The following is an 18351-nucleotide window of genomic DNA, read 5'->3' as shown; positions in this document are numbered from 1 at the left end:
ACGGCGCCGTTCTGTGCGGCGTAGTCCACAGTTCGGCGCAGTCCAGTCCAGTTCCGCGCAGCTCAGTTCAGCGCAGCCCAGAGCCGCAGTACGTTCGAACGGAGACACCTGATGTCCCTGCCCAAGTCCCCTCGTGGTGCTCGCAGCGCCCGTCGCGTCCGCGTTGCCCGTGCCGCCCGCGCCGGCGTTGCGGTGGCCGCCCTCGCCGGGGTCCTCGCCGCCTGCGGTGACGGCGACAGCCTGGAGGATTCGAAGAACGGATCAGGATCGGGCGGTGGTTCGGGCGGAAAGGGATCGCTCGTCGTCGGCGCCGCGGCATTCACCGAGTCGAAGGTCCTCGCCGAGCTGTACGCCCGGGTCCTCGCCGACGCCGGCTACAAGACGTCCGTCACGACCGTGAAGAACCGCGAGCTGTACGAACCGTCCTTGGAGAAGGGCGAGATCGACGTCGTACCGGAATACGCGGCGACCCTCGCCGAATTCCTGAACGCGAAGGTGAACGGCGCGAAGGCGGCCCTTGAGAAGCCCGTTGCGACCAGCGACGTCACCACCACCGTCAACGCGCTGACCGCGCTGGCCGAGCCGCGCGGGTTGAAGGTGCTCAAGCCCGGTGGCGCCGTCGGCCAGAACGCCTTCGCGGTGAGTCGGGAATTCGCCGAGAAGAACGGTCTGAAGACGCTTTCCGACCTGGGGAAGGCAAAGCTCAAGGTCAAGATCGCGGCCGGGGACGAGTGCGAGGTGCGCCCGTACTGCGCACCCGGACTCAAGGAGAAGTACGGCATCGACGTCACCGGCATCGACCCCAAGGGCGTCGGCACCCCGCAGTCCAAGCAGGCGGCGCGCGACGGCGACGTCCAACTGGTCCTGACGACCACCACGGACGCGGTCATGGACGGGCTGGTCTTCCTGGCGGACGACAAGAAGCTCCAGAACGCGGACAACGTCCTGCCGGTCGTCAATGCCAAGGACGCCGCCGACCCGGAGATCGCCGCCGCGCTCGACAAGCTCACCCAGGTGCTCACCACCGGGGACCTGGCCGAATTGAACCGCAAGGTGGATGAGGAGCGGGCCAAGCCGGAGGACGCCGCGAAGGAGTATCTCCAGTCGAAGGGGCTGACGAAGAAGTAGTTCCCCCGCCTGATCGGACGAGGCGATGAGGTGGGCCGATCGGGCGGCAGGTGATCGGGCGGGTGTTGCGGAGCGGGTGGGTCGGGACGGAGGCGAGGTACGGAAGCACCTCTGGACCACTACCGCCACGCGTATCCCGCCCGTATCGCCGTTGAGTGGCTTGAAGAAGTGGGTAAGAGAGCGCGGATCGGGAGATGTTGGGGAGTTTCAGCGACTCTTCCGGGTTCCATCCGCGCTCCTTCCGGGTTCCGTTCCGGTTATTTGCTGACCCGCCATCCCATTCGCCGTCTACGCACGGTAAATTTCGGGCCATGCCCCGTGGACGTCACCGCCATTCACCTCCCCTGCACAGGCTGCTGCCGCCGTCGGCGGTCGCCGGAGCGTCGGTCCTGAGCGCGGCAAGCGCGTGGTTCCTTGCGGAACCGATCCTGCTGCGCACCCTGACCGCGGTGGCGGCCGGAGCCGCGATCAGCGGCGCGTTCTTGATGCGCCGTTGGGACCGTGCCGCGGGGCGTCGGGTGGCCGACCTCGTCCGGGGCCGCGCCAGCGACGCCTGGCAGAGCGAGGAGCGGATCGCCGAACTGGAGGCGGACGTCGAGGAGTCGCGCGAGCTGCGCGGCAAGCTGGAGACGAAGCTCCGCGCCAAGCGCGTCGAGCTGGCCGCCCTCCGTAACGAGCACGCCGAACTGCTGCGTCGCTACGCCGCGGCCGAAACGGGCCGGGCGAGCGCGCTGGAGGGACGCCGGCAACTCGCCATCGAGGTCGCCGATCCCAAGGAGCTGCCGGCGGTCGGCACCTCGCCGACGGCCGCGGCGTATCTGCGCGCCGCCCAGGCGCTGGACGCCCTGGCGCGCAACGTGGCGGCGCAGCGGGCGGCCGCGGAGGAGCGTGCCAAGGAGCCTCGTAAGGCGATCGAGCCGGCCGGGACCGCGAGGGCGATCGAGTCGGGGAAGACCGGGCCGGGGACGACCGGATCGGGGACGACCGGTTCGGGGAAGTCCGAGCCGAAGTCCGGGCCGGGGAAGACCGAGCCGGCGAAGTCGGCGGCGGTGGCGGGCGTGGCCGGGGCGATGGCCGCCAGGGAAGCCGTGTCCGCGGCGCCGTCGGCGTCCGCGTCGTCCGTGCCGTCCGCGTCGACTTCGCAGGGCGACAAGGGCCCGGACGGTCCGGGTGACGGCGGTGGCCCGGGCGGCGGCGTCACCCCCGAGGGCCGTACCGCAGCGACCGAAGCCCGGTCGGCCGCCGCGCTGACGGCCGCGATCGTGCCGTACGGCCCGCGGACCCGACCCGAAGCCGCGAAGCGGCGCCCGGAGGGGAGCTTCGACTTCTTCGGCCACCAGGGCGGCGGCACCGCGAAGGCCATCGAGGCCGCCCAACAGGAGGACCTCGCCGACGTCGTCGGGGAAGAAGCCCTGGCCGAGCACGCGGAGCGCGAGCAGAACTCCCGTCAGCGGCCGAAGGTGGCGGCGGCGGGCGAGGTCATCGACCTGACCGCGCACGACGACACCGAGAAGCTGGACATGGCGGGCCTGCGCAACGCGCTCAGCTCCTGACGGGCCCTGCGACGGGCTGACACCGATCGGCTGCCAGCTCCGGCTGGCAGCCGATTCGCTGTTCCCGGGCTACTTGTCGATGTCGCCGACGACGAAGAAGAGCGATCCGAGGATCGCCACCATGTCGGCGACGAGCGTGCCCGGCAGCAGCACCGCGAGCGCCTGGATGTTGTTGTAGGAGGCCGAGCGCAGCTTCAGCCGGTACGGCGTCTTCTCGCCCTTCGACACCAGGTAGTAGCCGTTGATGCCGAGGGGGTTCTCCGTCCAGGCGTACGTGTGCCCCTCCGGCGCCTTCAGCACCTTCGGCAGCCGCTGGTTGATCGGCCCGGGCGGCAGGTCCGCGATCCGGTCCAGGCACGCGTCCGCGAGGTCGAGGGAGTTGTGCGTCTGCTCCAGCAGCACCTCGAACCGCGCCAGGCAGTCGCCCGCCGGCCGCGTCACCACCTTGAGGACGTCCGCGAGTTCCCCGTACGCCAGGTACGGCTCGTCCCGCCGCAGGTCGAAGTCGACGCCCGAGGCGCGCGCGATCGGCCCGCTCACGCCGTACGCGTGCACGGCGTCCGGGGACAGCACGCCGACGTCGCGGGTGCGCCCCCGGAAGATCTCGTTGCCGAGCACCAGCCGGTCGTACACGTCCATCCGCGAGCGCACGTCGGCGACCGCGTGCCGCACCCGCCCCAGCCAGCCCGCGGGCAGGTCCTCCTTCAACCCGCCGACCCGGTTGAACATGTAGTGCATCCGCCCGCCGGAGACCTCCTCCATGACGGCCTGGAGCTCTTCGCGCTCGCGGAACGCGTGGAAGACGGGGGTGATCCCGCCCAGCTCCAGCGGGTACGAGCCGAGGAACATCAGGTGGTTGAGCACCCGGTTCAACTCGGCGAGCAACGTCCGCGTCCACACCGCCCGCTCCGGCACCTCCATGCCGAGCATCCGCTCCACGGCCATGACGACGCCGAGCTCGTTGGAGAACGCGGACAGCCAGTCGTGGCGGTTCGCCAGCATGATGATCTGCCGGTAGTCCCGCGCCTCGAACAGCTTCTCCGCGCCGCGGTGCATGTACCCGATGACGGGCTCCGCGTGCTGGATCACCTCACCGTCCAACACCAGCCGCAGCCGCAGCACCCCGTGCGTCGAGGGATGCTGCGGCCCGATGTTGAGCACCATGTCGGTCCGCTCCGCGGCCCCGCCGACGCTGAACGTGGTCTCCGTCATGCCCTCAGTATCCCCTGTGCGACCAGGCGGGGACGCGGTGCTCCCGCCCACGACCACGGCTTCGCCGTGCGGCGGGCTGTGCTGTTGGCGTCTGCCGCTCGGTGGGGCGGGGGCGCGGCCTCGCCGTGCGGCGGGCTGTGTTGCGGCGTCTGCGGCCCGTCCGTGGCCACCGGGCTCTGGTCGCCATGACGGCTAAGCCACCCACGGCGGGGTCGCGCCCGCTAGAGCAGCGGCATTACGCAAGGGACATCAGGCGCGCTGGGGTGCCCGTGCCCCGGGCCCGCGAGGGCATCAGGGGGAGGCGCCGACCTCCTGGCACAGCCACCAGAAGTCGCCCAGACCTCCGCGGCCCGTCAGTTCCGCTGCTTCGCCCGCGGTGGACAGGGCCCGTAGGTACGCCGTGGGGTCGGTCGTGGCCAGGGACAGCGGGGGGCGCGGGTGCCCCGGGGCACACCCCAGTGCGGACAGCGCCTCGCGCTGCCGCACCAAACGCGCACCCGGCAGCGCACACGCGTCCATCGCCACGTGCGCCGTCACGTCGCAGCTTCCGTCCGGCACCGGAGCCACCTCGCGCCCCGCGCGGAATCCGGTGAGCGTGCCGTACGGCGGACGCGACTCCGCCAGGTGCCCGTAGTCGACCGCCACCGCGAGCCCCGACCGCAGGGTGCCGACCGCGGCCGCCCACGCCTCGTCGCGCGGGCGGCCGATCTCCGCCCGGCTGCCGGGCTCCGTCAGCGGCCACCACCGCGCCAGCCACTCCGCGTCCGCGCCGCTGACCGGCGGGCCGAGGCGTTCGGTGCCGTCGGGGCGTACGAGCACCCGGCGTACGACCCCGTCGTCGTCGACCTCGGCGACGTCGACGGGGACGTTGTCCAGCCACTCGTTGGCGAAGAGGAGGCCGTCGACCCCCTGCGGCGGCGCGGGCAGCCAGGTGACGCGGGGGTCGAGCCCGGCCGGTCGGGCGGCGCGCTCCACGGCGTACGCCCGTACGGGGAAGTCGTCCGGCAGCGCCGCCAGCACGCCGGACACCAGTTCCCCGCGTCCCGCGCCCATGTCGACGAAGGCGATCTCCCCGTCCTGCCCGCCGCGGCCGGCGGCCACGAGATCGTCCGCAGTGGTGCGCAGGAGCTTCGCGATCGCCGCCGCGAAGAGGGGCGAGGCGTGCACGGAGGTACGGAAGTGGCCTGCGGGGCCCTCGGGGCGCAGGTAGAAGCCGTGGGGGGAGCCGTACAGGGCCTGCTCGGTGGCGTCCCGCCAGCCCTGCCAGCCTCGCCAGCCGGCCGCGCCGCTGGCGGGGCTGCCGGCCGCGGAGCCACCTGCACTCGGCGCCCCGCCACCCTCTACCGACCCGTAAGCCTCACCCGTACCAGCGCCGGAGCCGCCCTCGTAGCCCGCCCCGTCATCCTTGGCCGCACCACCGTGACCAGGCGTCTCACCTGCCCCGGCGCTCCTCGTATCGTCCGTCACGCTCATCAGTCTCCACCTTGTGGAGTACTGACCGGCCGTTCGGATCGCTCTGGCGGTTGACCCCTACACCTGTCTGCTTTCCCTACTCTGGGTTACGTGCAGCGCCTTTACGACTTCATCCGCCGACACCCCACGGGCGTGGACTGCTTCTGGGCGGTCTTCGTCATGGGGCTCTCCGTCCTGGGGTTCGTCGGAGACCAGGACCGAGGGTCCCTGTGGGCCGCCGTGCCGGTGGTCGTGGGGCTGGGCGCGGTCATCGCGCTGCGCCGCCGCGTGCCGGAGGCGATGCTGTTGCTCGCCGCGGTGATCGGCCTCGTCCAACTGGTGCTGGACGTGCCCGCGGGTACGGCGAACTTCGCCATGCTCGTGATCATCTACACCGTCGCCGCGCAGTCCGCCTCTCGCTGGGCCTCCCGGGCCGCCCTCGTCGGCGGCCTGGCCGCGGCCACCTGCGCACAGATCCGCTGGCCCACGCCCAACCAGAGCGCGCTCAGCCAGATCTTCATAACGATCATCCTGACGGTGCCCTTCGCCCTCGCCTGGACCCTCGGCGACTCCATCCGCACCCGCCGGGCCTACTTCGCCCAGCTCGAAGAGCGCGCGCGGCGGCTGGAGAAGGAGCGCGAGGCGCAGTCGAAGGTCGCGGTGGCCGCCGAGCGCGCCCGGATCGCCCGCGAACTGCACGACGTCGTCGCGCACAACGTCTCCGTGATGGTGGTGCAGGCCGACGGCGCCGCCTACGTCCTGGACGCCGCCCCCGACCAGGCGAAACAGGCCCTGGAGACGATCTCGACGACCGGCCGCCAGGCGCTGGCGGAGATGCGCCGGCTGCTGGGCGTGCTGCGCACCGGTGACGCGCCGGAGAGCGGTGAGTACGTACCGCAGCCGGACGTGCAGCAGATCGAGGACCTGGTGGAGCAGGTGCGCACCTCCGGGCTGACCGTCGACTTCAAGATCGAGGGCACGCCCCGGCCGCTGCCGAGCGGCGTGGAGCTGACCGCGTACCGCATCGTGCAGGAGGCGCTGACGAACACCCGCAAGCACGGCGGGCCCGACGCCGGCGCCAGCGTGCGGCTCGTCTACTTCGACGACGGCCTCGGGCTGCTCATCGAGGACGACGGCCGGGGCGCGGCGCACGAACTGTACGAGGACGGGGGCGCGGACGGGCAGGGCCACGGCCTCATCGGCATGCGCGAGCGCGTCGGTATGGTCGGCGGCACGCTGGACGCCGGGCCGCGGCCCGGCGGCGGTTTCCGGATCAGCGCCCTGCTGCCCCTCAAGACGGCCTGACCCGCCACCTCGCCACCCACCCCCGGCCGCCAATCGCCACCTAGATAGAGGATCCGCTGAGATGTCCATCAAGGTCTTGCTCGTCGACGACCAGGTCCTGCTGCGGACGGGGTTCCGCATGGTGCTCGCCGCCCAGCCCGACATGGAGGTCGTCGCCGAAGCCGGGGACGGCGCCGAGGCGATCGACATCCTGCGCTCCACGGCGGTGGACGTGGTGCTGATGGACGTGCGCATGCCGCGGCTGGACGGGGTGGAGGCGACCCGGCGGATCTGTGCCGCGCCGAACCCGCCGAAGGTGCTCATCCTGACCACGTTCGACCTCGACGAGTACGCCTTCTCCGGTCTGAAGGCCGGGGCCAGCGGCTTCATGTTGAAGGACGTGCCGCCCGCCGAGCTGCTGGCGGCGATCCGGTCGGTGCACAGCGGGGACGCGGTGGTGGCGCCGTCGACCACCCGGCGACTGCTGGACCGCTTCTCGCCGATGCTGCCGAGCACCGGGAGCGAGCCGAGCACCAAGGAGCTGGACCGGCTCACCGACCGGGAGCGCGAGGTGATGCTGCTGGTCGCGCAGGGGATGTCGAACGGTGAGATCGCCGCCCGGCTGGTGCTGTCCGAGGCGACGGTGAAGACGCACGTGGGGCGGATCCTCACCAAGCTGGGGCTGCGCGACCGGGTGCAGGTCGTGGTCCTCGCCTACGAGTCCGGTCTCGTCCGCGCGGGCGGCGGCGGCGCGGGCCCCGCGCGCTGACGCACCGGGACCCCGGCCCGGCGCCGGCCTGCCGGCAGCGCTACCGCAGGACCGTCTCCAGGAAGTCGCTGCCCAGCCGGGCGACCGCGGTGATGTCCAACTGGTGCAGCACGTAGCGCCCGCGCCGCCGGGTGGAGATCAGCCCGGCCTTCTTCAACACCGCCACGTGCCGGGACACCTCCGGCGCGGTGATGCCGTACGCGTCGGCCAGCTCGCTGGTGGTGTGCGGCGAGCGGGCCAGATTGCGGCAGAGCCGCATCCGCATCGGGTGGGCCAGGGCCTCCATGCGGCGCTGCAACAACTCGACGGAAGCGGGGTCGGTGGGCGACGGCGCGCCGACGGGGTACCAGATCGCCGGCCGCCAGCCGGGCGCGTGCAGCACCAGCAGATGGGGCCAGCCGAAGCTGGACGGCACGAGCGTCAGCCCGGTGCCGACGTCCGGATCGACGGCCGACGTCCGCCCGGTCGTCAGCTTGTCGACGGTGACCCGGGTCAGGTCCGGGTCCACCGAGAGCGCCGGCGACACCGCGTGCAGCGCCTCGGCGAGCCCCTTGTGCCGCAGCAACTCGGTCTTGTGCCGCGCGTCCGCCGCGAGCTGCGGCGCGACCCGACGCCAGGCGTCGGCGAAGAACGCCTCGTCGCAGTCTTCGAACAGCCTGCGCAGCCAGACCCGCACCGGACCGGGGTCGTCCAGCAGCCGGGTGGCCACGTCCATGACGTGCGGACCGCGGGTGGCGGCCAGCGCCAACGTCCGGTCCCGCATGCTGGCGCTGCCGAGCAGGTCCATTTCGGAGTAGGTGACGGAACAGGTGAAGTCGAGGGCGGCCGTCACGAAGCGCTCGTCGTCGAGCCGGTCGAGCAGGTCCAGGTCCTCCTTGAGCGTCCGCCCCGGCTTCCCCACCGTCCCGGTGCAGGTCGTCAGCCCGGCGAACGGCGCGAGGACGTCGGAGTGCGTCGTCCGCCACAGGAAGTCCGCCTCGTGCAGCCGGTCGGCCAGGTCGGGCTTGAGGCTCGCGGCGGTGGCGGTCGCCCAGCCGTGCAGCCCCGGATGGTGCCCGGGCTCCGAGAGGGCGTGCAGCGCGAGGCCCAGCTCCGCCAAGGGGGAGATCTCGAAGACGATGCGCTCCTGAGGGAGCCCGCTGATGTCGATGGTCACGCTCACGCATCCATTCTGCGCGGCCCCCGACCGCGGGCCGAGACCAGTTGACGAGGGTCGTCAATCGACGTGACCCGCCACGGGGTTGGGCCACAGCGTCAACGGCATGAACGCCATGCATCAGCACATGATCGACACCTACCGGGCGACCCAGCACGGCACCCGGATCCCGCCCCAGCCGGGCCGCCACGACTGGCAGGCCGCCCGTGAACTCACCTCCCAAGCGCTGACCCGCCCCCGGCCACCACGCCCCCGGGGCCGGCTGCGCACCGCCCTGCGCCGCCTGGCCGGCCGACCACCGACCACCCCCTGAGCCGGGCCGGGGCCGGAGCCGGGAGCGGGAGCCCGGGGCTCGCCCCGAAGAGCCCCGCGCCGGCCGATGACCGCGGCCGCCGAGCACTCCGCTCGCCGAGTACCGCGCCCGCTGAGCACCCCGCCGGCCAAGCACCGCACCGGCTGAGCACCCCCGCTCGCTGAACCCGGGCCCCGCTGAGCCACGGGCGCCCGTGGCTCACAGCGGGCGGTGAGCTCCGACCCGATGCGCCCCTGATCGGCAGCGGCCGAGCCCCGCACCGGTCCCGGGCCTGTTGCGCCTGCCCCCGTCGCCTACGACATCTGGTCCACCACCCTCCGCATGAACTCCGCGGTCGCCTCCCGCACGTCCTCGGCCGTCCACTCCAGGCCCGCAGCGTCGACCCCCAGCTCGGTGACCGACACCCCGGGCGGACAGCCCTCGGCGTACCAACTCCGGAAGAGCGTCGTGCCGGTCTCCTCGGCCTGGGCCAGCCCCGCGGCGTCCAGCACCTCCGTCGGATAGGGGAGCCACACCGGGAACTGGTGGGTGTGAGGGACTTCGGGGTGGATGCGGAACCAGGGCGCGGGGGAGTCCTGGAACGCCTCCGCCAGCGCCCCGGCCACGACCCGCGCCTGCCGCACGTACGACGGCAGCCGCGGCAGCTCCCGCTCCAGCCCCACGAGCGCGGAGAGCACCGTCGGGAACTGGTGGAAGAGCTGGCCCCCGTAGCGGTGGCGCCAGGCGCGGGCCTCCGCCATGACGTCCTCCGGGCCCGCCAGCGCCGCGCCCGAGAGGCCGCCCAGCGACTTGTAGAACGACACGTAGACGCTGTCGGCGAGCGAGGCGATCTCGTCGAGCGGGCGGTCGAAGTGCACGGTGGACTCCCACAGCCGCGCACCGTCGAAGTGCACCACCGCGTCCCGCTCGCGGGCGGCATCGACGACCGCCAGCAGCTCCTCCCAGGACGGCAGCACGAGCCCCGCGGACCGCAGCGGCAGCTCCAGCATCAAGGTGCCGAACGGCTCGTCGAAGTCCCGCACCTCCTCGGCCGTGGGCAGCCGGGGCGCCGTGGTGGGATGCACCGTGCGCAGCCCGCTCAGCGCGCCGAAGGCACCGCGCTCGTGCTTCTCGGGATGCGCCAGGGGGTGCAGGGCGACGGTCGCATTGCCCGTGCGCCCCGCCCAGCAGCGCAGGGCCACCTGCTGCGCCATGGTGCCCGTGGGGAAGTACACCGCGGCGGGGAAGCCCAGCAGGGCTGCCACCTTCCGCTCCAGCTCCGCCACCACCCCGTCCCCGTATATGTCGGGGGCCTGCGACAGGTCGAAGACGTCACCGGCGCGCGCCGCGAGCGCGGCGAGGTGCTCGCCCATCGGCCGGTCCGCCGGGCCCTGCCACAACTTCCGCTCCGAGGCCCGCCAGGCCGCCTGCTTGCGTAGGTGAAACTCGTCTTCCGACACGGTCCGTCCCCCTTCTCTCTCGGTATTCCGCCTTCTGCCGCTGCCACGCGGCGTTCGCCGCAACTCTCTTTCGCCCGCGCTCCCCGCGCATGTACTTTTCCGCTGCCGCGACCGCGCGCACGGGCGTCCGCGGCCCGCCGACCGCCCGGCATCCACCGGCCGCCCGTCGGAACGCTCTCGATCTTTCCCGCCTTCGAATCCGCCGTCCACGCCTGTGGATAACCTGCCTGTGGATAACCAGAGGGGCGTCCGGGGCGCTGGCGTAGCATGACGGAACATCGTCCGGTACCCGCCGCGGACTGGAACGGAAGGCCCCACCGCGTGAACGCATCAGCACACCTGCACGAATCGCCCGATCCGCGGGACCGCCCCGCCCGGCTGACCGTCGGCGTCGTCGGCGCCGGTCGCGTCGGGCCGGCCCTCGCCGCCTCGCTCCAGCTCGCCGGACACCGCCCGGTGGCGGTTTCCGGGGTCTCCGACGCCTCCAGGCGCCGGGCCGAGGCACTGCTCCCGGACGTGCCCCTGGTGACGCCCGCCGAGGTGCTGGCCAGTGCCGAGCTGGTGCTGCTGACGGTCCCGGACGACGCGCTGCCCGCGCTCGTCGAAGGACTCGTCGACACCGGAGCCGTGCGCCCCGGTCAGCTCCTGGTCCACACCTCAGGGCGGTACGGCACCGCGGTGCTCGCCCCGGCCACCCGCGCCGGTGCGCTGCCCCTCGCGCTCCACCCGGCGATGACCTTCACCGGCACCAGCGTCGACGTGCAGCGGCTCGCGGGCTGCTCGTTCGGCGTGACCGCGCCCGAAGAGCTGCGGCTGGCCGCCGAAGCCCTGGTCATCGAGATGGGAGGGGAGCCGGAGTGGATCGAGGAGGAAGCCCGCCCGCTGTACCACGCGGCCCTCGCCCTGGGCGCGAACCACCTGGTCACCCTGGTCGCCCAGGCCATGGAGCTGCTGCGCGCCGCGGGCGTCTCCGCTCCCGACCGGATGCTCGGCCCCCTCCTCGGCGCCGCGCTCGACAACGCCCTCCGCTCCGGTGACGCCGCCCTGACCGGCCCCGTGGCCCGCGGTGACGCCGGCACGGTCGCGGCGCACGTGTCCGAGTTGCGCAAGCACGCACCGGGCACGGTCGCCGGCTACCTCGCCATGGCCCGCACCACCGCCGACCGCGCCCTCGCGCACGGCCTGCTGAAGCCGGAGCTGGCCGAGGACCTGCTCGGCGTCCTCGCCGACGGCAAGGAGGGCGAGCCCAGATGACGCTGGAAGACGGCTCCGGCCCCCGCGAAGCAACGGCCCAGACGGACCCGATGAACCCGATGAACCCGACGGACCCGACGGACCCGACGGCGCAGACGGCCCAGACGAACCCGGCGGCCCAGACGGACCCGGCCGCCAAAGCCACGCCGGCAGCGGCCCCGACGCCCGCGCCGGACATCGCCCTGATCCGTACCAAAGCAGACCTGCACCGCGCCCTGACCAGCGCCCCCACCCCCGGCCTGCCCACTGCGCCCACCGCCGTCGTGATGACGATGGGCGCCCTCCACGACGGCCACGCGACCCTGGTCCGTGCCGCCCGCACCCACGTCGGCCCCGCAGGCCGCGTCGTCGTCACCGTCTTCGTGAACCCCCTCCAGTTCGGCGCCGGCGAAGACCTCGACCGCTACCCGCGCACCCTGGACGCCGACCTCGCCACCGCCGCAGCGGCCGGCGCCGACGCCGTCTTCGCCCCCGCCGCCGACGAGGTCTACCCGGGCGGCCAGCCCCAGGTCCGCATCGCCGCCGGGCCCATGGGCGAGCGCCTCGAAGGGGCCAGCCGCCCCGGCCACTTCGACGGCATGCTCACCGTCGTCGCCAAACTGCTCCAGCTCACCCGCCCGGACACGGCCTTCTTCGGTGAGAAGGACGCCCAGCAGCTCGCGCTGATCCGCCGCATGGTCCGCGACCTGGACTTCCCCGTGGAGATCGTCGGAGTGCCCACCGTCCGGGAGGACGACGGCCTCGCGCTCTCCAGCCGCAACCGCTACCTCTCGCCCGCCGAGCGCCGCACCGGACTCGCCCTGTCCGGCGCCCTCTTCGCCGCCCGCGACCGGCTCGCCGCCCAGCAGGCGCTCCTCGCCAGGGCCGAGACCAGCACGAACACCGCCGCCCGCGCCGAAGCCCTCTCCAAGATGGGCGAGGCGCGCGCCGCCGCCGACGCCGCGGCCGTGGCCCACGCGGGCCCGGGCACGGCCGCCGCGGTCCGCGCCGCCGCCAGCGCCGTGCTCGACGAGGCGACCCACGCCACCCCGCCGCTGACGCTCGACTACCTGGCGCTCGTGGACCCCGCCGACTTCACCGAGGTCCCCGACGACCACCAGGGCGAAGCGATCCTGGCGGTCGCCGCCAGGGTCGGCACGACCCGGCTGATCGACAACATCACGTTGAGGTTCGGAGCCGCCCCGTGACCGACCGCCACCACCTCGCGCCGCAGGGGCCGACCGCCCCGGGCATACGCCTGGACGCGCCCCCGCCCGGCTGGGCCATCGCCGCCGACGTCGTCGTGGTCGGCTCCGGCGTCGCCGGACTCACTGCCGCCCTGCGCTGCGCCGCCGCCGGGCTCACCACCGTCGTGGTCACCAAGGCCCGGCTCGACGACGGCTCCACCCGCTGGGCCCAGGGCGGCATAGCCGCCGCCCTCGGCGAAGGCGACACCCCCGAACAGCACCTGGCGGACACCCTCGTCGCCGGCGCCGGCCTGTGCGACGAGGAGGCCGTACGGCTCCTGGTCACCGAGGGCCCCGACGCAGTGCGCCGACTGATCGACGCCGGCGCCCGCTTCGACACCTCCGCCGCCACCGGCGAGATCGAGCTGACCCGCGAGGGCGGCCACCACCGCCGCCGCATCGCCCACGCCGGCGGGGACGCCACCGGTGCCGAGATCTCCCGCGCCCTGGTCGAAGCGGTCCGCGCCGCCGGGCTGCGCACGATCGAGAACGCCCTGGTCCTGGACCTGCTCAGGGACGCCGAAGGCCGTACCGCCGGCGTCACCCTGCACGTCATGGGCGAGGGTCAGCACGACGGCGTGGGAGCCGTCCACGCCCCGGCCGTCGTCCTCGCCACCGGCGGCATGGGCCAGGTCTTCGCGGCCACCACCAACCCCGCCGTCTCCACCGGCGACGGCGTTGCGCTGGCCCTGCGCGCCGGCGCCGAGGTCTCCGACCTCGAATTCGTCCAGTTCCACCCCACCGTGCTCTACCTCGGCGCCGACTCGGAGGGCCAGCAGCCGCTGGTGTCCGAGGCGGTACGGGGCGAGGGCGCGCACCTCGTCGACGCGGCCGGCACCCGCTTCATGGTCGGGCAGCACGAGCTCGCGGAGCTGGCGCCCCGGGACATCGTCGCCAAGGCGATCATGCGGCGCATGCAGGAGCAGGACGCCGACCACATGTACTTGGACGCCCGTCACTTCGGCGCCGCCATGTGGGAGCACCGCTTCCCCACCATCCTGGCCGCCTGCCGGGCCCACGGCATCGACCCGGTGACCGAACCGGTCCCGGTGGCCCCGGCCGCCCACTACGCCTCCGGCGGCGTGCGCACGGACCTCGACGGCCGTACGACCGTCCCCGGGCTGTACGCGTGCGGCGAGGTCGCGTGCACCGGGGTCCACGGCGCGAACCGCCTCGCGTCGAACTCGCTCCTGGAGGGCCTGGTCTTCGCCGAGCGCCTCGCCGCGGACATCGCCAACGTCGCCAACACCACGGCCACCACCGCCACCACCGGCACCTCTCGCACTGCTGACGCGGCTCCCGCCCCCGGCGCCGTGCTCCCGCTCATCGACCCGGCCGTCCGCGCCGACGTCCAGCGGATCATGTCGCGCGGCGCGGGCGTCCTGCGCTCCGCCGAGAGCCTGCGCGCCGCGGCCCGCGCCCTCGACGAGGTCCACCGCGCCGCCGCGGCCGAGGGCGGGTCCCCGGGCGACGGCACCGCCGCCAAGCCCGCCGTGCCCGGCGTCGATTCCTGGGAGACCACCAACCTCCTCTGCGTCGCCCGCGTCCTGACCGCCGCGGCCCTGGAGCGCGCGGAGACCCGCGGCTGCCACTGGCGCGAGGACCTCCCCGACCGCGACGACCTGACGTGGCGCCGCCACCTGGTGTTCCGCCTGGCCCCCGGCCCCGCGGCCGACCCGTACCGCGTCGCCCACCGCGTCCACCGCACCGAGAGCACCACCTTCCCGCCGACACGCCCCAGGGAGCCCCAGCAGTGAGCACGCCCGAAGAACGTCCCGTCCCCGTGGACGTCCCCCTGATCCAGATCGGCGCCGACGCCACGGGCACCGCTGGTCCCGCCGGCGCCACCGGTGGCTGCGGGGACGCCTGCGGCTGCGGCCACGGCGCCGACGACGAGGTGTACGAGTGCGGGCTCGACCCCGCGCTCGCCGCGCTCCTCGCCGCGGCCGGCCTCGACCCCGTACAGGTCGAGGACATCGCCCACCTCGCCCTCAGCGAGGACCTGGACGGCGGCGTGGACGTGACCAGCGTGGCGACCGTCCCCGAGGACGCGGTGGCCACCGGCGACTTCACCGCCCGCGAGGCCGGCACCGTCGCCGGCATCCAGATCGCCGAAGCGGTGCTCTCCATCGTCGTCACCGACGAGTTCGAGGTGGAGCGGCACGTGGCGGACGGCGACCGCGTCGAAGCCGGCCAGAAGCTGCTGTCGGTCACCACCCGCACCCGCGACCTGCTGACCGGCGAGCGCAGCGCGCTGAACATCATGTGCCGGCTCTCCGGCATCGCCACCGCCACGCGCGCGTGGGCCGACGTCCTGGCGGACACGTCCGCGCAGGTCCGCGACACCCGCAAGACCACCCCCGGGCTGCGCGCCCTGGAGAAGTACGCGGTCCGCTGCGGCGGCGGCGTGAACCACCGGATGTCCCTGTCGGACGCCGCACTCGTCAAGGACAACCACGTCGTGGCCGCGGGCGGCGTCGCCGCCGCCTTCAAGGCCGTCCGGGAGACCTTCCCCGGCCTGCCCGTCGAGGTCGAGGTGGACACCCTGGACCAGGTCCGGGAGGTCCTGGACGCCGGCGCCGACCTGATCCTCCTGGACAACTTCACCCCGCAGGAGACCGCGGAGGCCGTCGCCCTCGTCGCCGGCCGCGCCACCTTGGAGTCCTCCGGCCGCCTCACGCTGGACAACGCGCGCGCGTACGCCGAGACCGGTGTGGACTACCTCGCGGTCGGCGCCCTCACGCACTCGTCCCGCATCCTCGACATCGGCCTCGACCTGCGCGCCCCCGCAGCCGGTGCCGCCGCGGGGGAGGCGAACGCCTGATGCTGCTCACGATCGACGTCGGCAACACCCACATGGTGCTCGGCCTCTTCGACGGCGAAGAGATCGTCGAGCACTGGCGCATCTCCACCGACGCCCGGCGCACCGCCGACGAGCTCGCGGTGCTGCTCCAGGGCCTGATGGGCATGCACCCGCTGCTGGGCGTGGAGCTGGGCGACGGCATCGAGGGCATCTCCATCTGCTCCACGGTCCCCGCAGTCCTCCACGAGCTGCGCGAGGTCACCCGCCGCTACTACGGCGACGTGCCGGCCGTCCTCGTCGAGCCCGGCGTCAAGACCGGCGTCCCGGTCCTCACCGACCACCCCAAGGAGGTCGGCGCGGACCGCATCATCAACGCCGTCGCCGCGGTCGACCTCTACGGCGGCCCGGCGATCGTCGTGGACTTCGGCACGGCGACGACGTTCGACGCGGTCAGCGCGCGCGGGGAGTACGTGGGCGGGGTCATCGCGCCCGGCATCGAGATCTCCGTCGACGCGCTCGGCGTGAAGGGCGCGCAGCTCCGCAAGATCGAGCTGGCCCGCCCGCGCAGCGTGATCGGCAAGAACACCGTGGAGGCGATGCAGTCCGGCATCGTCTACGGGTTCGCCGGGCAGGTCGACGGCGTCGTGCGGCGGATGAAGCAGGAGCTGGCCCCCGAGGAGCCGGACGAGGTCACGGTGATCGCGACGGGCGGCCTCGCGCCGATGGTGCTCGGCGAGTCCTCCGAGATCGACGAGCACGAGCCCTGGCTGACCTTGGTCGGCCTGCGCCTGGTCTACGAACGGAACGTCTCCCGGATGTGACCGCAGCCGACCGCATCCGACCCCAGCCGGCCGGGAGCGGGCCGAGGTGCTCGGTGATCCGGTCGGGTGGGCGGGTTGGGCCGGCCGGGTGCGGGGACGCCCCGCTCCCGTCGCTCCACCGGCACGCCCGGAAAGGGGCAATTAACCCGATATTGTCCAAGTCGCACGTATCGTCGGGCCATGCCCACGCCATACGGATCCCGCGGCGGAATGGCCTTCAGCGCAGACGAGCTGCGTGTGCTCCGACGCGCCCTCGCCGTCACCCTGCATCCCGCCCCCCTCGCCGACGACGACGTCCAGGACTGTCTGAGGCTGGCCGAGTCCGTTGACGAAGCTGCGCACGAGGCGGGCCGGCTGCGCGCGTTCCTGCTCGCCGATCTCGCCCGCTACCGCGCAGCCCTCCCCGGCGCCGCTGGGAGCTACCTGGAGCTGCTCCAGGACGCCCTGGCGGCCGGGTACGACCCGCGCCCGGAAGACCTGGCCGCCCTGCGCACCCTGCGCGGCCACGCGGTCGCCGAGGCCGTCCTGGAGCGGTGCCAGGTGCTGGCCGAGCGGTCCGTACGGGCCAGGCTCGCCGGCCGCCAGGCCGCCGCGCCGGCCCCCCGCACCCGGCTCCTCGCGCTCCCCGGCGGCCGGACGGAGTCGCTGCCCGAGCCGACGGACGACGGCCTCCAGTACGCCTCGTGCAGCCCGTACGCGTCCGCCACCGCCGCCAGCGGATCCGGCAGCTCCACCGGATCCGACGAGACGCCCAAGCCGCGCCCCAAGCCCCGGCCCAAGCCGGAGCCGGAACCGGCCAAGCCGCGGCCCGCGGCGCCCGCGCCCGGCGAGCGCCCGGTCCCCAAGCCGTCCGAGGTCTTCCCGCCGCGCCGCCGCCCCGCCCCGCCGGCGGAGCAGCGCGCCACGGCGTAACCCCAGCGCCCCGCGCCTGCACCCTGGACCCCGCGCCCGCACCCTGCGCCCCACCCCGGGGCCCGGACCCCGTCCGGGCCCCGACATCGCCCCCGGCTACGCTGGCCCCATGGACTACGTATCCGCGCTCGTGCCTCCCGTGGTGATGGCCGTCTTCTTCACGACCGTGATCGTGACGATCGTCAAGAGCCAGGGCGGTCCGAACAAGGCCAAGGAAGACGCGTACGTGGACGCCACCCTCGCCCGCGCGAAGGCGGCGGGGCAGGCCGGCGCCCCGACCCCGGCCGGCAGCGCCGCCCAGGGCGACTGACCCCGACGCGAACGCGCGAAGAAGTCGAAACCCCGGCCGCGGTCGGCGGCTGACCTGCGCACGCATCCCGCCCGACGGCGACCGGCACTGCGCAGGTGGACGTATGGATGACATTATTTGTCACCCATACGTCCTTTTTGTTACGGCGCTACCAATAATTACGAGTCGCCCCACTATGGTGGATTTGTGCCCCGGCCATTGGGAGAACTCGAAGACGCCGTCATGACCCGCGTCTGGCAATGGAACCGTCCCGTCACCGTTCGGGAAGTTCTGGAAGACCTCCAACAGGAGCGTTCCATCGCCTACACGACGGTGATGACCGTCATGGACAATCTCCATCAGAAGGGCTGGGTCCGCAGGGAAGTCGAAGGCCGCGCCTATCGATACACGGCGGTCTCCACCCGCGCCGCCTACTCCGCGGCCTTGATGAACGAAGCGTGGGCCCAGACCGACAACCCCGCCGCCGCACTGGTGGCCTTCTTCGGGATGATGTCGCCGGAGCAGCGGGAAGCGCTCCAGGCCGCGGTCCGGATCGTGCAGGCGGACGTCGTGCAGGACGCCCCGGAACCGAACGCCGGGGCGGATCGGGAGCCTTCCGGGGGAACCTCCGACGAACCTTCGGATGGGCCTTCCCGGGAACCCCGCGAGACGCCTTCGCGCGAGGCGTCCGAGGGCGCAGAGGGCGACGACGCACCGGAAGGTCCGGGGCGATAGCGTCG

Annotated in this window: 17 protein-coding genes; 13 read left to right on the top strand and 4 right to left on the bottom strand. The window is 73.4% G+C overall.

The window, feature by feature from the left end; translation table 11 throughout:
* Positions 1–111 precede the first annotated feature (111 nt).
* On the top strand, positions 112–1128 hold the full coding sequence (locus ACH4E8_RS32940; protein WP_398455208.1) for an ABC transporter substrate-binding protein: 1017 nt from the start codon (positions 112–114) through the stop codon (positions 1126–1128).
* A 311-nt stretch (positions 1129–1439) separates the two neighbouring features.
* Positions 1440–2681: a hypothetical protein gene (locus ACH4E8_RS32935; RefSeq protein WP_398455207.1), complete on the top strand. Its 1242-nt coding sequence runs from the start codon at positions 1440–1442 to the stop codon at positions 2679–2681.
* A gap of 69 nt (positions 2682–2750) precedes the next feature.
* Here ACH4E8_RS32935 and ACH4E8_RS32930 read toward each other — a convergent pair whose 3' ends face one another.
* Together ACH4E8_RS32930 and ACH4E8_RS32925 are read right to left on the bottom strand one after the other, a co-directional pair.
* The gene (locus ACH4E8_RS32930) at positions 2751–3893 is read right to left on the bottom strand and encodes an NADH-quinone oxidoreductase subunit D (protein WP_398455206.1); all 1143 of its coding nucleotides are present in this window, start codon (positions 3891–3893) and stop codon (positions 2751–2753) included.
* A 291-nt stretch (positions 3894–4184) separates the two neighbouring features.
* On the bottom strand, positions 4185–5366 hold the full coding sequence (locus ACH4E8_RS32925) for an SAM-dependent methyltransferase (protein ID WP_398455205.1): 1182 nt from the start codon (positions 5364–5366) through the stop codon (positions 4185–4187).
* 90 nt (positions 5367–5456) lie between these two features.
* Here ACH4E8_RS32925 and ACH4E8_RS32920 point away from each other — a divergent pair, with 90 nt between their 5' ends.
* Both ACH4E8_RS32920 and ACH4E8_RS32915 read left to right on the top strand, forming a co-directional pair.
* Positions 5457–6650, top strand: a complete 1194-nt coding sequence (locus tag ACH4E8_RS32920) for a sensor histidine kinase (RefSeq protein ID WP_398455204.1) — start codon at positions 5457–5459, stop codon at positions 6648–6650.
* Positions 6651–6711: 61 nt separating this feature from the next.
* Positions 6712–7398, top strand: a complete 687-nt coding sequence (locus ACH4E8_RS32915) for a response regulator (RefSeq protein WP_398455203.1) — start codon at positions 6712–6714, stop codon at positions 7396–7398.
* A 40-nt stretch (positions 7399–7438) separates the two neighbouring features.
* Here ACH4E8_RS32915 and ACH4E8_RS32910 read toward each other — a convergent pair whose 3' ends face one another.
* Positions 7439–8554: a DUF5937 family protein gene (locus ACH4E8_RS32910; protein ID WP_398455273.1), complete on the bottom strand. Its 1116-nt coding sequence runs from the start codon at positions 8552–8554 to the stop codon at positions 7439–7441.
* Between the two features lie 106 nt (positions 8555–8660).
* Between ACH4E8_RS32910 and ACH4E8_RS32905 the strand changes: the two genes are divergently transcribed.
* Complete coding sequence (locus ACH4E8_RS32905; protein ID WP_398455202.1) at positions 8661–8867, top strand: hypothetical protein; 207 nt, start codon at positions 8661–8663, stop codon at positions 8865–8867.
* A 293-nt stretch (positions 8868–9160) separates the two neighbouring features.
* Here the strand turns inward: ACH4E8_RS32905 and ACH4E8_RS32900 are convergent, their stop codons facing one another.
* Positions 9161–10306, bottom strand: coding sequence for a threonine aldolase family protein (locus tag ACH4E8_RS32900; RefSeq protein ID WP_398455201.1), 1146 nt, complete (start codon positions 10304–10306; stop codon positions 9161–9163).
* 267 nt (positions 10307–10573) lie between these two features.
* Here ACH4E8_RS32900 and ACH4E8_RS32895 point away from each other — a divergent pair, with 267 nt between their 5' ends.
* The 8 genes from ACH4E8_RS32895 (at position 10574) to ACH4E8_RS32860 (ending at position 18346) form a co-directional block, all read left to right on the top strand.
* Positions 10574–11560, top strand: coding sequence for a Rossmann-like and DUF2520 domain-containing protein (locus ACH4E8_RS32895; RefSeq protein WP_398455199.1), 987 nt, complete (start codon positions 10574–10576; stop codon positions 11558–11560).
* 59 nt (positions 11561–11619) lie between these two features.
* The gene (panC, locus tag ACH4E8_RS32890; protein WP_398455271.1) at positions 11620–12747 is read left to right on the top strand and encodes a pantoate--beta-alanine ligase; all 1128 of its coding nucleotides are present in this window, start codon (positions 11620–11622) and stop codon (positions 12745–12747) included.
* Complete coding sequence (locus ACH4E8_RS32885; RefSeq protein WP_398455198.1) at positions 12744–14543, top strand: L-aspartate oxidase; 1800 nt, start codon at positions 12744–12746, stop codon at positions 14541–14543. The genes panC and ACH4E8_RS32885 overlap by 4 nt, the downstream gene beginning before the upstream one ends.
* Positions 14540–15610: a carboxylating nicotinate-nucleotide diphosphorylase gene (gene nadC / locus ACH4E8_RS32880; protein WP_398455196.1), complete on the top strand. Its 1071-nt coding sequence runs from the start codon at positions 14540–14542 to the stop codon at positions 15608–15610. The genes ACH4E8_RS32885 and nadC overlap by 4 nt, the downstream gene beginning before the upstream one ends.
* Positions 15610–16410: a type III pantothenate kinase gene (locus ACH4E8_RS32875; protein WP_398455195.1), complete on the top strand. Its 801-nt coding sequence runs from the start codon at positions 15610–15612 to the stop codon at positions 16408–16410. The genes nadC and ACH4E8_RS32875 overlap by 1 nt, the downstream gene beginning before the upstream one ends.
* Positions 16411–16590: 180 nt before the next feature.
* Complete coding sequence (locus ACH4E8_RS32870; RefSeq protein ID WP_398455194.1) at positions 16591–17322, top strand: hypothetical protein; 732 nt, start codon at positions 16591–16593, stop codon at positions 17320–17322.
* A 109-nt stretch (positions 17323–17431) separates the two neighbouring features.
* Positions 17432–17632, top strand: a complete 201-nt coding sequence (locus tag ACH4E8_RS32865) for a hypothetical protein (protein ID WP_398455193.1) — start codon at positions 17432–17434, stop codon at positions 17630–17632.
* Positions 17633–17854: 222 nt separating this feature from the next.
* Positions 17855–18346, top strand: a complete 492-nt coding sequence (locus tag ACH4E8_RS32860; RefSeq protein WP_398455192.1) for a BlaI/MecI/CopY family transcriptional regulator — start codon at positions 17855–17857, stop codon at positions 18344–18346.
* The last annotated feature ends 5 nt before the right edge of the window (positions 18347–18351 follow it).

It is taken from the genome of Streptomyces sp. NPDC017979, from assembly GCF_044328175.1.
GTDB lineage: Bacteria > Actinomycetota > Actinomycetes > Streptomycetales > Streptomycetaceae > Streptomyces.
This window is presented reverse-complemented; position numbering and strand designations above follow the sequence as displayed.